16 protein-coding genes and 1 pseudogene are annotated in these 16,312 nt (G+C 43.6%); 3 read left to right on the forward strand and 14 right to left on the reverse strand.

Annotated features, from left to right (window positions below):
- Positions 1 to 296 precede the first annotated feature (296 nt).
- The 6 genes from VEJY3_RS08955 to VEJY3_RS08975 form a co-directional block, all read right to left on the reverse strand.
- Positions 297 to 569: a hypothetical protein gene (locus tag VEJY3_RS08955; RefSeq protein ID WP_014232137.1), complete on the reverse strand. Its 273-nt coding sequence runs from the start codon at positions 567 to 569 to the stop codon at positions 297 to 299.
- Positions 570 to 867: 298 nt separating this feature from the next.
- Entirely contained in the window at positions 868 to 1,248 is a 381-nt protein-coding gene (locus tag VEJY3_RS08960) for a nuclear transport factor 2 family protein (protein WP_014232138.1), read from the reverse strand.
- A 134-nt stretch (positions 1,249 to 1,382) separates the two neighbouring features.
- Positions 1,383 to 1,922, reverse strand: coding sequence for a histidine phosphatase family protein (locus tag VEJY3_RS08965; RefSeq protein ID WP_014232139.1), 540 nt, complete (start codon positions 1,920 to 1,922; stop codon positions 1,383 to 1,385).
- Positions 1,923 to 2,073: 151 nt separating this feature from the next.
- A complete protein-coding gene (locus VEJY3_RS08970; RefSeq protein WP_014232140.1) occupies positions 2,074 to 2,814 on the reverse strand; it encodes a hypothetical protein in 741 nt (246 codons plus the stop codon).
- Positions 2,815 to 3,536: 722 nt separating this feature from the next.
- Complete coding sequence (locus VEJY3_RS25835; protein ID WP_014232142.1) at positions 3,537 to 3,680, reverse strand: hypothetical protein; 144 nt, start codon at positions 3,678 to 3,680, stop codon at positions 3,537 to 3,539.
- Between the two features lie 242 nt (positions 3,681 to 3,922).
- A complete protein-coding gene (locus tag VEJY3_RS08975) occupies positions 3,923 to 4,480 on the reverse strand; it encodes a hypothetical protein (protein WP_014232143.1) in 558 nt (185 codons plus the stop codon).
- A gap of 326 nt (positions 4,481 to 4,806) precedes the next feature.
- Between VEJY3_RS08975 and VEJY3_RS08980 the strand changes: the two genes are divergently transcribed.
- The 3 genes from VEJY3_RS08980 (at position 4,807) to VEJY3_RS08990 (ending at position 7,929) form a co-directional block, all read left to right on the forward strand.
- Complete coding sequence (locus VEJY3_RS08980) at positions 4,807 to 6,156, forward strand: integrase arm-type DNA-binding domain-containing protein (protein ID WP_014232145.1); 1,350 nt, start codon at positions 4,807 to 4,809, stop codon at positions 6,154 to 6,156.
- Between the two features lie 142 nt (positions 6,157 to 6,298).
- Positions 6,299 to 7,141, forward strand: a complete 843-nt coding sequence (locus VEJY3_RS08985) for a hypothetical protein (protein ID WP_014232146.1) — start codon at positions 6,299 to 6,301, stop codon at positions 7,139 to 7,141.
- Between the two features lie 14 nt (positions 7,142 to 7,155).
- The gene (locus VEJY3_RS08990; protein ID WP_014232147.1) at positions 7,156 to 7,929 is read left to right on the forward strand and encodes a hypothetical protein; all 774 of its coding nucleotides are present in this window, start codon (positions 7,156 to 7,158) and stop codon (positions 7,927 to 7,929) included.
- Positions 7,930 to 8,178: 249 nt separating this feature from the next.
- Here VEJY3_RS08990 and VEJY3_RS24695 read toward each other — a convergent pair.
- The 8 genes and pseudogenes from VEJY3_RS24695 to ptsP form a co-directional block, all read right to left on the reverse strand.
- A pseudogene (locus VEJY3_RS24695) lies at positions 8,179 to 8,417 on the reverse strand (transposase DNA-binding-containing protein); the annotation flags it as partial.
- 153 nt (positions 8,418 to 8,570) lie between these two features.
- Positions 8,571 to 9,665: a glycerol dehydrogenase gene (locus tag VEJY3_RS08995; protein WP_014232148.1), complete on the reverse strand. Its 1,095-nt coding sequence runs from the start codon at positions 9,663 to 9,665 to the stop codon at positions 8,571 to 8,573.
- Positions 9,666 to 9,817: 152 nt separating this feature from the next.
- The gene (locus VEJY3_RS09000; protein ID WP_014232149.1) at positions 9,818 to 10,336 is read right to left on the reverse strand and encodes a LacI family DNA-binding transcriptional regulator; all 519 of its coding nucleotides are present in this window, start codon (positions 10,334 to 10,336) and stop codon (positions 9,818 to 9,820) included.
- Between the two features lie 19 nt (positions 10,337 to 10,355).
- Positions 10,356 to 11,297: a 1-phosphofructokinase gene (gene pfkB / locus VEJY3_RS09005; RefSeq protein ID WP_014232150.1), complete on the reverse strand. Its 942-nt coding sequence runs from the start codon at positions 11,295 to 11,297 to the stop codon at positions 10,356 to 10,358.
- Positions 11,298 to 11,481: 184 nt separating this feature from the next.
- Positions 11,482 to 12,075 carry an SIS domain-containing protein gene (locus VEJY3_RS09010; RefSeq protein WP_014232151.1) on the reverse strand — a complete coding sequence of 198 codons (594 nt, stop codon included), beginning with the start codon at positions 12,073 to 12,075 and terminating at the stop codon, positions 11,482 to 11,484.
- 2 nt (positions 12,076 to 12,077) lie between these two features.
- Positions 12,078 to 12,548, reverse strand: coding sequence for a heme-degrading domain-containing protein (locus VEJY3_RS09015; RefSeq protein ID WP_014232152.1), 471 nt, complete (start codon positions 12,546 to 12,548; stop codon positions 12,078 to 12,080).
- The gene (locus VEJY3_RS09020; protein ID WP_014232153.1) at positions 12,545 to 13,588 is read right to left on the reverse strand and encodes an oxidoreductase; all 1,044 of its coding nucleotides are present in this window, start codon (positions 13,586 to 13,588) and stop codon (positions 12,545 to 12,547) included. Before VEJY3_RS09020 ends, VEJY3_RS09015 begins: the two co-directional genes overlap by 4 nt.
- Before the next feature lie 68 nt (positions 13,589 to 13,656).
- Positions 13,657 to 16,167, reverse strand: a complete 2,511-nt coding sequence (ptsP, locus tag VEJY3_RS09025) for a phosphoenolpyruvate--protein phosphotransferase (protein ID WP_014232154.1) — start codon at positions 16,165 to 16,167, stop codon at positions 13,657 to 13,659.
- Positions 16,168 to 16,312 lie beyond the last annotated feature (145 nt).

Raw genomic sequence — 16,312 nt, forward strand, 5'->3', positions numbered from 1 at the left:
AAGCGAAAACTTTACATCTAGTGCCACCGGAGCGAACGTGAGAGGCAAATTTGATCAGGTGTAAATCTGGGAAAAGAAACCAATAAACACAGAAACTTTTAACCTTTGATGCCAATCCAGTACTAACGCCCTGTTAAGGTGTGAGCAACGCAATGCCGAAGCTCCCGCATACCACCTTAAACACTAAACGCAACGCATAGCAAAAATGCCAAGCGTTACGAATCACTCTTAAACAGATTGTTAGAAGCCTTACTGTTACAAAAGTAAGGCTTTAGTTACGATCAATCGTGAAGCAATTAGAATAAAGAAATCATCGTTTTCTCAAAAACATCTAATTGTTGATTTAGATCTTGGTGTCCACTGTTAAGCCCAGCAACGTGAGCTTTCGCAAAATAGGATTCGAATTTTCTTTTAAAAACCGCTCCATTTGACGCCCAGAAATCGCTAATTGGCAAAGCATTTGCCACCGCATAATTGGTTGCAAGATTATCAACGACTTGTTCGGCACGGCTTGAGCTAGTATTGAACTGAAGTTGAATGGTCTTAACTACAATATTTTTGTAATCCAATTTCTTACCACTTTATAACATTGATTATAATTACCGTTAATTATGTAAACATACTTTACACATCAACAAAGAAGGCTATATCAAACTTTGAATAGAATGATATAAAATCATTATATATCAACATATTAAATAGTCACTATAACTTTAAAGTGGATTTTCGTTGGCTTCTAACGCCCAATTAAGGTGTGAGGCACGCAATACCGATGTTGCCGCATACCACCTTAACCACTAAAGCCAATGCATACGAAAAATGCCACGCGTGCCGAATCACTCTTAAATTGTTTGTTAGGTGCGTAGCTTAATCTTGCACTAATCTGACCCATTTTGCCCGCCATGCCTGTGCTTCCATTGGGTCTGGCCAGAACTCTTTTTGCTTACTTATTAAGCCATTTTCAACGGTATGAAAAGTTATAGCTCGTGCTTTTTGGACACTATCTGTAATTGATACATCAGTGACAACTGTTTCACCGTCGCAAACTACAGAGTGAATTGTAAACTCCCAAATACCATTCGCTGGGTAATAGGAATTGATAGCCGTAAAGTTGTCTCGGCCAATAATAAGTTCACCAGACTGCGGCCAGAAACCCTCAAAGTCTGGGCTAAGCCACTCGCTTGCTTTGGCAAAGTCATTTGTTTTCATCGCATCCCAAAAAGCTAGGACGACTTCCTTTGAGTTCATGATTTTCTCCAAGCACCTAACGCCCAATTAAGGTGTGAGCCACGCGACCACGACACTTAAACTGAACGCCGTAAACACTAAACTTGACCTAAACCAAAAATGCCAAACGTGGGGAATCACTCTTAAATTGTTTGTTAGCCCAATTTGCCCAACGTTAGCGAACTATAGCTTCCACAACCAATACCGTTGTCTTGGTAGCCAGCCAAACTTTCAAACACATTAAAATGCGAAACGACGATTACCTTAGAATAATGCGTGTACCTCGATAACACATTTTCTGCACGATTTCTAAGCGCTATCCAAGACTCATACGGAACATTATTGGGCTCCGCATTATTTTTCAGCGAAGCGCGATACTCATGCCAACGGCGATCTCGTTCTTGAAGATCTACATAACCACCATCCAAGTCCGCTCGCCACTCTCGTAGGTCATGTTCAACAAAGAGTTCTAAACCGAGTGTACGATTAATGATTTCGGCAGTTTGTAGTGCTCTTGTATACGGAGAAGAGATGATAACTTCTGCTTTCTCGAGTTGAATTTCTTGAGCAACAGCTTGCAACTCATGGATGTGCTCTCGGTGTAAAGGAGCATAATCTTTTTCAAGCTGGCTCATTTTTCGCTCGTCAGATAACGAGTAGTCAGGCACTCCATGCCTTACAAATACAACTTCCATTCGTCTCTTAATCTCCATTTTTACCGGATTGGGCTAACGCCAAATTAAGGTGTGAACAACGCTACCACCTTACCTAACGCATTGTGCCATAAACACTAAACTTGCTTGAAGTGAAAGCGCCGAGCGTTGTGAATCACTCTTAAATTTCTTGTTAGCCTTTGTGGTGCATCTTGATTAAATGTTTCATGAAAGAGGATGTCATCTCAAAGATAAACTCAACCTCTTCCTCTACTACCGCATCATTGTGCTTAACAAATGCATTCTGATACTTCGTATAGTAATCCACCAAAGTTCTAAACATATTAGAAAAGTGCTTTGATCCACCTTTAGAGCTAATAAACTGTCCGATTGAAGGGACTTGGTTTTCTAGTGACTTTTCATTGCCAAATACCTCTTTTAGGAGAAGCTCCAAAGACAAACGTAAATCATCAAGTAAGTTACGTTCAAAAACGTTGTTGTTGAACTTTGTTAGTGCTGTTAGATAAACAGTCTCACTAGTTGGGAAGTCAGACAGAAACGACTTAACCTCTTCGACTAATGGCTGATTCAGAGTCGTATCGACTACATTACCGAAAACACTACTGTAGCGCGCGATAAGTTGAATTTTTAGGTTATTAATATCTTCGGCTACAGGTTGAGGTAGCTTAGGGTGCTCACAAAGCTCTCTTATAATTTTGTATTGCAGCTCTGGCTCAAAAACCTTTAAGTTATCTAACAATGCGCTTCTCTTATTTGGCGCATCAAATGGGTAGATACTATGGGGAATTTCAACATCAAAATCATACGCATAACCGCTAAATGCTTTGACGATGTTTGAACCAGACAAACCCGATGTAGTATCACCAAGAATATCCGATGCTCTTGTTAAAAAAGTATTTGGAATATTATCCACGAAATTTCTCCTACGAAGGCTAACGCTTTGCTAAGGTGTGAGTAACGCAATACAAAAGCTACCGCACGATACCTTAATCACTAAAGACACCGCATACCAAAAATGCCACGCGTTACGAATCACTCTTAAGCAACTTGTTAGTACCCTGCCCGTGCACATTTGGCACATGCCAAGATATCGAAACTTATGGCTTAAAATGCTGAAGCTAAAGGGAAAACTGCCAAACTAGAACTCACTCTCAAATCGCAAGTTGGCTAGAAGAAAAACTTGCTTAACTGACCTATTTTCATCGTTTTCAAATTAACAAAGGATACGGGCCTCAGAACTAAACGACAGCGCCAAAGAAACTCCGTGTTGACGAAAATTTACCAGCATCAAAGAAACCACACCAAAGAAATAGCCCGAAAGTTAGAAACCGTAAACGGTGAAGTCAACGCGAACACAACTCATATAGTGCCACCGGAAAGAACGTGAAAGGCACATTTGACCAGGTGTAAAGCTAGGAAAAGAAACCGATAAACTCCGAAAATTTTACCGTTGATGCCAATCCAGTACTAACGCCCAATTAAGGGGTGAACAACGCAGCCACCCAACCTAAAATATTGTGCCATAAACACTAAAATTGAAGTTGAAGCAAAAATGCTAAGCGTTGAGAATCCCTCTTAAATTGATTGTTATATGCCTGATTTCAGGTTTCCTAAATCGCAAACGTTGATAGTATGCTAAGGTTCGATTCCAGAGCCACCACAATGCTGACACTCAAGCGGTTCGTAGCTAAAACCACTATCTTCAAATTCTTGTTGAGTACCACTATTAGCAGAGCCAACACCACTGCCATTACACTCTGTACACTTTTGTTCGCTCATGCGCTTTCCCCTTGATTACTTCATATGGTTTTGAAGGCAACAACAATATACCAGTCGATATATGTAGTTTGAGATATAGGTCTTAACTTCATTCTTCATCGAACTGATGAATCTCGAATGGCATATAACGCCCTGTTAAGGTGTGAGCAACGCAATGCCAAAGCTCCCGCATACTACCTTAAACACTAAACGCAACGCATAGCAAAAATGCCAAGCGTTGCGAATCACTCTTAAACAGTTTGTTATACGCAAATTGTTAAAGCTTCAACTACGCCTAATTTAAATAAAGCTTCTTCACCTACAATTACTGGATGATACTTCATACCACCAGTAAACTCGTCTGCATGCTTAGTTATTGCAATCGGACTTTCTTCCAAACCAGCTACTTTTGCATAAGTTAACGGAAAAGTAAGATCTAGGATCTCTAGGCTTGGTAAAGTTATCCACGCATGAATTTTTACATTATTTTTATCGATGTTTTCATTGAGCCACGTTGTAACATCATTTTCATCGAACTGGAAAAAATACTGCTCTCCGCTGTAGATATAACCTAATGTAAACAACGGTTCAGCACCGAAAATATCTTTAACATCATTTAAAATGTCGAAGTGAACTTGTAAACATTTGCCAATTAAGTGCGAGGGCCTTAAACCTCCGTATTTATGGCTAAGGGTACCAATAAGATTTTCAAGCCTATCATCTGAATAATATCTATTAGTAGTAGGTGTAAATGTTTTATCAGCGATCCCTAACCTTTTTGACCTTTCAATTGCTTCATTTAATTCTTGTAAATATGACATATTATTTCTCAGTCTCCTTTTGCGTATAACGCCCTGCTAAGGGGTGAGCAACGCAATACCAAAGCCGCTGCAAACCACCTTAATCACTAAAAACAACGCATTGTAAAAATGCCACGCGTTGCGAATCCCTCTTGAGAATCTCCAAACACGACTCACTAGGTCTCAACAACTCTCATACAACAACTTAACCACTTGATTTAAAATAGAATAACACTCTTTCATAATCATTATTTCTCACTACATCTCACAGCTCTAGTACCCCCTTGCGTACCCCTAAATCGATTGATAAGTTCAGGGGACATACACAAGAAAAGGAGGGTAACAGCATGGCTGCTATCTATAAATTATCAGACACACAAATTAAAAAAGCAGAACCAAATGATAAAGAATACACACTATCGGATGGAGGAAACCTCTACTTAAGAGTACGTAATAATGGCTCAAAGAACTGGTTATTTATCTATACAGAATCTAACACCAAAAAACGCAAGAAAATCGGGCTTGGTTCATACCCTAACCTAACACTCGCCAAAGTCCGAAAAATAGCAGAAGAGCTTCGTGAACAGATGGCAAATAACATTGACCCGAAAATCTATCGTGATAAGCAAAAACTTGACGGTGCCATTGTCAGTGAGCTTACCTTTGAGTCGGTTGCCGAGCTTATGCTTGAACGAGACGAAGGAAAAGAGACGACTACTCGCAATAAGTTACTTGAAGAAGCTCAAAAGGAAGCAGAAATTAATGGTACAGATTTTGGTGAAGAAGAAATCAAGCGCATTATGAATAAGGTGAGAACAAGTCATCGAAAGCGCTTGTTCTTGAAGCGTCATTTATACCCAAAGCTAGGCCACATACCGCTGAGCTTTATTACCACAACCGCCGTAATTGAAGTCATCAAACCACTTCAAGCAAAAGGACAACTAGAAAACGTAAAACGCGCTTGTACTTTTGTTAATCAAGTCATGTATTTTGCTCTTAATAGAAACTACATCAATAGTAACTGCTTAGCATATATCAAACATGAGTTTGTTAAACCAAAAGTAACGCATATGCCTGCTGTCCCTCCCAATGAGTTAGCAGAGGTAATGACTACCATGTCAAACCACAATATGAAATTAGTCACTCGCTGCGCGTTTGAAATGCAACTGCACACGATGACACGTGCGTTTGAACTCGCCGCGATGCGATGGTGTGACATTGACTTTAAGTTGAAGCTTTGGACGGTGCCTAAGTTTTACACTAAAGGTGGGCGTGAGCATCTCGTTCCTCTGAACCAGTACACGCTTGGCTTATTGGCGTTTATGAGGCCCATTTCGGGGGACCAAGCGTATGTATTCCCATCTGATAAACAGAACACTAAGTTTCCACACATTAGCCCATATGCAGTGAATTCATCATTAAATCTCACCACGTTAAAAGGACGCTTAGTCAGCCATGGGTTCCGAGGCATCGCAAGCACCTACCTCAACGAGAGCACTAACTTCAAAGTGGATGCCATCGAAATGTGTCTTGCTCATTTGGATGCAAATTCTACTCGTGCCTCATACAACAGTGCGTTGTATCTCAATGAGCGATATGAGATTCATCAGTACTGGAGTGAATTTATCGTCGAATCGACAGGTAAATACTATTCCATTGCAGGACAGTACCGTACCGAGTGTAGACGGAGCGCGTGATAACCCACCTCTACCTGAGATATTACTGCTGAGCCTAAACGGCTTAGCTCCAACTAATTAACTCACCGTCACTTATGACACCCTCAACCAGTTTAGGGTGCAGGTTTCTGCACCCTAAATTCAGCTAAGAAGGATAGTCTCCATGTCGCATTCACACTTACATCAAACCCACTTAAGCCAATTAGAAGTGAAACCCATCAGCGAACATCCACGCTTTGGTGAAATGCAAACACTGCACCGTTTACGTCGAAAGGGACGCCAAACCGTGACTCACCAAAATGAAAACATCGGAATAAAACAACACCACCAGCTTCGCGCCCATCATATCTCCACCAATCAGCATGGCATTTATCAAGTCAAAATCACTCCGCCATTATCCTTAAGAATCTCAGGCCACACTAGGTCTCATTATTTTGTGGCACTGAAAACAGATGAACCGCAACATGCAATAAGCAGAGCGAAAGCAGTGTTCTTACAAGCTAAATGCTTTTTCCAAAACATCCCCCATGACCTTCCCGACTTTCTGTCATTGAGTCAGCAATTATTAGTGCAAATCCATTTAATGGCTAAACATTTTCCTGTGATTCGTGCGTACAAACACAAACCGTCAACAGACGATTTCCCAACTTTGCCCCCTCTCGACTTGAGCATTGCAGAAGAGGACATTCGTTTTCCATACTTCAGCTGGTTAAATGAATTGATGGAAGAGCGCGAGCATTCAGGGATGTCTCGATTCAGGCTCAATCAGATTGCAGACTACCTTCATCAGTTTTTACGCTTCGTTGATGGCAACCACTCCAACAGCAATGGAAGGTTATACATACAGACGCGAGACATTCGCCAATATCGTAAGGCACTCTGCCAATCGAACATATGCCACAAAGAGCAAAAACAGCGTATCGACGCCATTCGTTTTTACTTCCGCTGGCTGACCTATCGAGGCTATTACACTACCCCAATACTGATACGTCCCCTTTTCTCTTAATTAGGAGTTTAACCATGATGATGACTAACCCAATACGCCTCAGCGTCATTTCTGCACTCGATGACGGTCTGGCTTACTCCCACTCAGACTACTTTGCACCGCTTCTGATGCAAGGCATCAGTGCCGTGGACATCGGTCTAATTGAACTGGTCACCACGATATTACGCACTGAACCGTATCTCAATGAAACTGACCTGCTCGAACGTGGGTTGAGCCAAAAACAAATCCAACGGACGTTGGGTGGATTTGACAACTTCAAGCAACTGTTGAAGATTGATGATTATTGTTTTAGCGATTTACTGCGAGATAACAAATGGGATATTAACCACGGCATTACGCTCTCGTACTTCCAATACCAGAAATTTTATCAAGATATACGCAGAGACTACATTCAAGGCCATATTGCTGACATGCACCCAAATTTATCGGTGTTACTCAATGAGGATTTCTCAATTCACTCCGTTCCTATCACCCGAAGCCATTACGCCACCGTTCCCGCTACAGACGTCGAAGCAGCGGCGGTGAGTTTTGCTTTACTGTTCCGCGACTACGAGTTTATTGATTATGACGAATCGAAATCGCTCCTGACTTTACAAGCGCATCGTCGCGATAAAGCCGCCGTCATAGAGGTGCGCTGCCTCGCTTCGAAATTTTGTCAAAACACCGCCGCTGGGATTTGTGTAGTGGATGACGCTCAAGCCATGACTAAGCTCAGAAATCAGAGAAAAATTCTTGATTTTAAAACCCTGATTGAGAGAAATACACGTAACACCACAATACCAAATTAGGTTCCTTGAACGCCTCAAACATCGCATTAGAACTAGAGATACAGCTTTCTTGCAGGAAAGCTGTTTAAACTATCTTTTTCGAAATAATGGCACGCTGATTGCCTCTGAGCATAGAGCCCCATTTCAGAAAGCAGTATCAGCAAGAAAACAACAATACTGAACGCCCTCCAATAATTGTGCGACTAATCACTATTAGACTCGATTTGAAGCCATCTTCGTTTCGGAGCCTGACGTTTGTTACACTAAAGTCTCTTGTACTGTGACATAAAAGCCAGCTTCTGCAATATCTTCTGTTTTGATTTGCTCATTACGGATAAAGCGATAAGCCCCTTCCATATCAGCAGAGTAGATTATGAGTTTCGAGACTGGTACGCCAGGTTGCTCGGCAAGTGAGGCTGCTAGAGCAACGAGTCTTTGCGTCTTAGGTTATTGAGGTGGGCTTGACCGAATTGCTTCTGTGCCCGAAGGGTCGGTTCTATATAGATCATGAAACATAGAATTAGTTCAAGAATGTCCCCAAGCCATGGCTTGGGGACTTGTGTATAAGAGACAGCTAAAAGTAGAGCCTCATCTCGTTCACAAGTAAGATGAATAGATTAAATAGTAGTTAATACCGCTAGAATATCGATTGTGTTTTGTTCTTATTGGTTAGCTTTACGCCGACGTCCTTCTGCGTTGGCAGACTTAATTGCCGCTACAACAGAATCCACATTGATTGGGTTAGGTTCGTTGTGAATCGTTTCACCTTGTGCACACGCTGCTTGTGCAATGCGAAGTAAATCCTCATCTTCAACACTCTCCAAGCCAATATCCGCTAAAGTAGTCGGCAAACCAACTATCTCGCAGAACTGATAGACCTTCGCGATAGTCTGCGGATCTTTACCGGTTAGAAACAGTGAAGTGAGAACTCCAAACGCAACCTTTTCACCATGCAAATATTGATGGGTAGGCTCTAAGACAGTTAGACCATTATGAATAGCGTGTGATGCAGCAAGACCACCGCTTTCAAAGCCCAAACCGCTAAGTAGTGTGTTAGCTTCAACCACACGTTCAAGTGCCAACGTTACGACCCCTTCATCATTGGATACTTTGGCCAATTGACCGTACTCAAGCAAAGTGTTGTAACAGAGTTCAGCCAGTGCATACGCTGACATCGAGCCTAGTCGTCCCGTCATATTGGTGGAAAAGCTTTGCTGACATGACTGGGCTTCAAACCACGTTGCTAGTGCATCGCCCATTCCAGCGACGAGCAAGCGGGTTGGTGCTTTAGCAATAACTTCACTATCGATTAAAACAAGGTTAGGGTTTTGTGGCAGAATCAAATAACGATCGAATTCACCCTGCGGTGTATAAATAACCGAAAGCGCGCTACATGGCGCATCGCTGGCAGCGAGAGAAGGTACAACAGCGACCGCTACTTCAGCAAAGTGCGCGACTGCTTTAGCTGTATCAATGGTTTTCCCGCCACCAAGACCCGCTACAAACTGTCCACCTCTGCTCTTTAAGCGATCGACTAATCGAGAAATCTCTTGATCACAACACTCTCCAGAAAAAGAGACTATATCCACCTCTACTTGGCTTAAATGGAATTCAAACTCGGGCAAGATATTGTCATACACAAACGGGTCGCAAATGATCAAACCTTTGTCTCCAAACCGTTGAAGCTCTTCACCAAGAAGTTTTCTTGCACCTTTACCTTGAACATAGCGTCCAGGAAATACTGTCGTTGTGATCATAATTCACCTCTACTTATGATAATGATTTAAATACTGTTTCTACTTCCATTTGAACAACAAATTCATCCTGCGGGAATAGTACAAATCTTCACTCGATAGTATTTTTGAACACTAATTTGTGTTCTGTGACACAGCTGTTAGTAGGAATAATGCTATCCAATTGACCGCTTTAGAATAGCGAAGTCACTGCTATTTTCCTTTTTACGAATAGTAGCTTCCATCAACTTAATGGTCTGTTGGTCTGCTCTTGGATATTGCACTTGCACCTCAGTTTGTAGGCCTAACTCGTTTTGTTTTTGAGTTATCCAGACCGCAACATCGACGTGCAGCAACATATCGCGATACAAATCTTCCGCACTCGTATCTGAGGATTCACTGCAGCTGACGAGAAGACGATACCCAAGTTCTCGGGAGAGTTTTTCTATTCTCGCCAAACATGTCATTGCCTTTGGCTCGTAAAGGTTAGGTAATACAACGCCAACCAGTTGACTTCGGCCGCCACGTAACGCTCTAGCAGTAATATGAGGTCGATAGTTATGCTGCTCAGCTAATGCCCATACTTTGTTCTGCGTGGGTAAACTGATTCGATATTGGTCACCTTTGCCGCTTAATATATAACTCGCCGTCGTTTTAGACACTCCAGCTAACTTAGCAAGATCACTTAATGTCATACTTGGCCCCATATGTCATTTACAACACGTATTGCCGTACAAGAACTTGCTTGAGCATTTCATCAAGTAAATTAATCGAGGCAACGCCAACCCCCACTTGAGATACCGCCAAGGCTCCTATCGCTGTCGCACTCGCAATCTGCCTGTGTGGATTGTCAAACTGACTCGCCCAACAGAATGCCGCGACCACAGAGTCACCAGCCCCAACGGTGCTGACAGGTTCAACCGTCGGAGGCGTCGAAAGTAATACTTTTGTTTCAGTCGCCCAAATTACCCCTTTCTCACCCATAGAAATTAGAACATTATCAATACCAAACTCTACTAACTCTTGGGCGGCAGTGACGCCATCCTCGATTGAGTCAACTGCACGGCCAAGAAGTTCAGAGGCTTCTACTTCGTTAGGCTTAATCAACCAGGGCTGGGCAGAAACACCCGCTTTGAGCATGGCTTTACTGCTATCAAGAACGACCTTTTTGCCGAGATGTTTTAGCTCTTGCATCCAACTAGTAACTACGCTTTCATCAATATTTTCAGGCAGGCTACCGGCGAAAATAAACCCGTCATGGTCGCTAGCCAGCTCTAAAAGCTTGCGATGAAGCCGTTCGATATCATTAGGCAATACGAAAAAGCCACCAAAATTAATGTCGGTTGTTTCTCCGTTACTAGCGTGGACTTTGATATTGGTTCGGTTGGTCCCATCCACGCTAACAAACTGCGCATCTAGCCCACTAGCGTCAAACATCTCATCAAACAACTCTTGATTGTTGTGGCCAAGGAACCCTGTCAAAGTGACTGATGCACCAAGATCTGACATCACCTTAGCGACATTTATCCCTTTGCCGGCGGCGCAGCGGTGCTGCTCTTTGACGATATTAACTTGATTAACCGAAAAATCTTCCGCTTCAGCAGACAGGTCTATCGCAGGATTTAGAGTCACGCTAACCCATTTTATCGGATTCAAATTGCCCTCCTTATATGGAATATACTTGGTTAAGGAATCTCAACCTCAAGGGGCAAGCACCCCAAAGCATGAATTGTTATGGATTTGTAAATAGTTTAAGTTATCAACGCGCTGCGATATGTAGGTTAGATGTTCGATAAACTAGAGAAATGTGCGATCTTGCCAATATTGAGATGTCACGCAATCAATTGTTGTTGGTTCGCGACGCTCTTCCTAAGTAGCCGCCGTGGTGCCTAAGGCCGTACTCTTTTTTGGTAAACCCTTTTGCTTGTGAAACAGACACTGAAATCGCATCGCAAATCGCCAGCATCACGGCGATTGTGGTTGTAGGTGCTAGGTTTAGGTGACACGCCTCTTTGTGCTGCCCCATGTTTAGCACATATTCACAATGCGCTCTAAGCTCTGAGTCTGGATGCGAGGTAATACCAACAATGTGTCGGACGCCAAGGTGGCGAGCCAACTCTAAGATCTCAATCACCTCACGCGATTTACCACTGGTTGAACAGGCGATAAGGATATCGTTGCTATTGACGATGCCAAGATCACCATGAGCGGCTTCCGCTGCGTGGAGGAACACAGCCGGACTACCCGTTGAACTTAACGTCGCAGCCATCTTTTTTGCAATCAATCCCGCCTTACCTATCCCAGTGGAAATGACTTTACTGTCACACTCTAAGATTAGCCTTACCACCTTCTCGTAGTTATCATCAACTTCGATACTAGCAATAGCAGCCGCTTCTTGGGCGATTACATCACGTGCCCTTTGTAATATGTCCATAGTTACGCCCTTTCACCTGCCAGATACTCAGTAATGGTATCTACCACTAACTTGTGATCTTCATACTGAGGAAGGCCAGATACTGAGATAGAGCCAACCACACCTACACCTCGAATAATCAAAGGAAAACTACCACCGTAGGGAGCAAACTCTTTGGCATCCACTAAGGATGCTTGATCAATGGTTTTGCCTTTTGCCTTGTAGTATTGACCCATATACCAAGAGCTATGCTCGTAACGGTCGACCACATTGCGCTTGCGCTCAATCCAACATTGATTGTCACGAGCCGTGTCAGGCATGGCAAAACTAAACAAACGATGGCCGTTACGGACGATCTCAATAGCCACGTTAACCTGCTTCGCCTCAGCACGGCTTTTAATCAAGCTGCCCAGTTCCCAGGCAGTTTGGTTGTTAAACGCTTCGAACTGCAGTTCAGCTTCTTGCGCCAATAGTTGGTTTAGATCGGTAATCATAGTAGCTCCTGTAATTTGACTCGACGCTTCTCTTTAGCACTTAAATAAGCCGCTTCGATCACAGCAATAACACTCAAAGCTTCTTGTGCGGGAACGGGATCAGGATGACCATGACGAATAGCATCGGCCAACTGATGATAGAAGTTTTGATAACAACCGAGTTCGGTCGCAATAAGACTATGAACGCCGTTTGCATCTGTATACTGACCATAAAGATCTTCGCTTTCGCTACCCCAACCTAGAGTGCTCGGTCCTTTCTTCTCGCGCAGGAAATCCTCTTGGCTATCCATGCCATATTTAATCAAGCTGCCATTGTTGGCAAAAATCTGAAATCTTGGCCCTTCTGTCGTGCTCAAGCAGTTGCCATGGACAATCACTTCGCGCTCTGGATAGTGGAGCACTAAATGAAAGTGGTCGACAGCCTCTGCTCCCGGCCTCTGATTGCGCAATATGCCTGTTACCTCATCAGGGGTGCCAAACAGCGCGATAGATTGATCGATTAAGTGCGCGCCCAAGTCATAAAGAATGCCCGCACCAGGAACGTCTTGTTCACGCCAACGAACTTTGACCTCTGGTCGATATCGGTTGTAGCTGGAATAAAAGGTATGAATACCTTCGAGCTTGCCTTCACTAATCAGCTTTTTGATAGTGATAAAGTCGCCATCAAAACGACGACTTTGATAAACCGTCAGTACCTTGCCCGAGGTAGCCTGAATATCTAGCAGCGCTTTACCCTCTTGGTATGAGACGGAAAACGGCTTCTCTACCACCACATGCTTACCCGCTTGCAGTGATGCCATCGCCTGCGGCACATGTAAGTGATTAGGAGTCGAGACCACGACAAGTTCAATGTCGGCGCGTTCAAGCATGGTTTCGAGGTTAGGATAAACCTCTGCATTAGGAAGTTGAGCTTTAACTTTCTCTTCTTTGCTAGAGACAACCGCCCTAAGGTCGTACTGTGGACAATCGCTGATAATTGGCGCTTGAAAACACTGCCCCGAGATACCGAAGCCAACTAAACCGACTTTAATTGTTTGCATCAAATGATCCTTATAAAAAAGGCTGTGACTCCGGAGAGCGCCACAGCCAAAGCATAAACGGGGGTAACTTATGCGAGCTCAAGCTCTTGTTTCAACAGTGCTTCTACTTGAGTATCATTGCTTGCAGTCATTAACTGCTCCCTAAAGTCTGCATGCATAATTTTGCGCGCAAGTTTAGAGAAAATCTTCATATGCTGGTCACCAGCAGCGTGTTTATTCAGAGTCAGCATGATGATGAACTGTGCTTCTTCATCGCCCCAAGCAATTGGTTTCGCTAGACGACACACGCTGATTGCAGACTGCTCAATATGCTCACTCTTGGTATGAGGAATCGCAAAACCAAACCCTAATCCAGTAGAGAACACATCCTCGCGAGCCCATAAGTCATCAGCCAATTTATTCGGGTAACGACAACGGCCAGTAATAAACAAGTTGTCGGCAAGCGTCTTAATCACTTCTTCTTTGCTACGCAGTTCTCGGTCAAGGCTGATGCAGTCTTTCGACACCATAGGTGCCTCAGTTTGAGTCATGCGGAACTGAGCAAGAACATGCTCGACTTCCTGAACAGTGCGACACTCCATTGCGCGGTTAAGCAGTTGGCGACATTCACGACTATCTAGCTTAGAAATTCGCTCTTTAGTTGCTGCAATACTTGGCGCACTCATACTGATTTCATCCAAGCCTAAGCCAACCAATAGTGGCAGAACTGAACCTTTCGCACCTAGCTCACCACAAAAGCCAATCCACTTACCATGGCGATGTACTTCACGTACTACATGATCAAGGGTGCGCAAGAATGCAGGGTTCAAGCTGTTGTAGTTTTTGGCAACCTTAGCGTTGTCGCGGTCAACCGCCATTAAGTACTGAGTCAGGTCGTTTGAACCAATTGAGAAGAAATCAATCTCTTCACAGCACTGGTCGATAATGAAAGCGACGGAAGGAACTTCAAGCATTATGCCTAGTGGCACGCGCTCGGCAAAAGGAACTTCTTCTTTGCGCAGCTCTTGGCGCGCTTCTGCTAGTACATCTTTCACCCAAAGGATCTCTTCCATTGACGAGATCATTGGAATCATAATCTTCAAGTTACCATGAGCCGATGCGCGTAAGATGGCACGCAGCTGAGTTTTGAACATCTCAATAAACTCAGGGTAGATACGAACCGCACGGTAGCCTAAGAATGGGTTGTTTTCAGCCGGGATATTGAGGTAATCCACTGGCTTATCGCCACCAATATCAATGGTGCGGATAATGATAGATTTGCCATTCGCCGCTTCACAAGCTTGGCAGAAGATGTTGTACAGCTCGTTCTCGTCTGGTGCAGATGTTCTGTCCATATAGAGCATTTCAGTACGGAACAGACCTACAGCTTCCGCCCCGTGAGCAAAGGCTTGTGGCGCTTCTACTGAGTGAGCAATGTTCGCTGCTACTTCTAACACTTTGCCATCGGCCGTTGTCGCAGCTAAGTCACGGTATTTTGCTTGGCGTGTCGCCACAATCTCTTTTACTTTTTGCTCTTGAGCATAGTAGCGCTCTACAGGCTCAGTAATATCTGTCACTACCGCACCTAAGTGACCATCCACAATCACCTGCTTACCCATAAACTCACTTAACTTAGCCGCATCTAAACCAACAATCGTCGGGATAGCGAAAGAGCGCGCCAAGATGACAGTGTGCGAAGTGCTGCCGCCGTGAGATAGAATCAAGCCTTTAAGCAGAGATTTGTCTAGCTCAAGGAACTGACTTGGCGTTAGATCATCAGCCAGACATACTGTTGGCTCATTTAGCTGAGTTTGGCTAGCAAATCGCTCGTCGCCATAGATGCTTTGCAGTAGTTGATAGCAAACATCGCGAATGTCTAACTCACGCTCACGCATGTAGTTGCTAGACGAGTTCTTCATCATCTCGCCAAAGTGTTTTGCGGTTGAGATGATAGCATCTGCACAGCTTTGACCTTCACTCAAGTTACCTGTGATGGTTTGCTGAAACTCTTCGTCTTTTGCGATTGAAAGGTGAGCTTTTAGCACTTCCCCTTCGGTATGTTCAGCAGCTTTGAGTTGAATTGAAATCGACTTAATCACTGACTCCAACCCATTTTGCATTTGCAGTTGCTCTTCACTGAGCGTTAACGCAGGTGGAAGGTTATCTAGACTGTCGAAGTTAACCGCCCCCATAATAGTAAGGGTACCGCGCCCAATACCTTCACTCACTGCACGGCCACGCTCATTTGCCACTTCTAGATTTGAGAAATTACGCGGTAGCGGTGCTAGTTCAGCATCGTCAGCACTCTCATTGTTTTGTAACGGTGCGTCACAGTGTGGGAACTCATTAACGATGAACTGTTTAAGCTGGTTAATGGCAGACTCTTCATCTTGGCCATCAATGGTAATTAAACACTCATCACCAAGAAGCGTATCAGTGCCAATAAGAGAGAGAACGCTCTTCGCGTTACCACTCATACCTGTGCGTTTATTTTGCCAAGTAATGTCAGAAGAAAATTGGTTACAAAGCGCTTCGACATGACTCGCTGGACGAGCGTGAACACCGTTTGGTAGTTCGCAAGAGAAAGAGAAAGTTTTCATTACATATTGTCCTTGTACTGCTAGGCGATAGGCCCGAGTTGATGTAACAACAATAACAAATCATCACACTCCAGCCATTGGACAAAAATACTAATTACTGGATTTTTGTATTATCAGGAATTAAGTGTGAACGAAATCAAATTTA

The sequence above is a fragment of the Vibrio sp. EJY3 genome, assembly GCF_000241385.1.
Taxonomy (GTDB): Bacteria; Pseudomonadota; Gammaproteobacteria; order Enterobacterales; family Vibrionaceae; genus Vibrio; species Vibrio natriegens.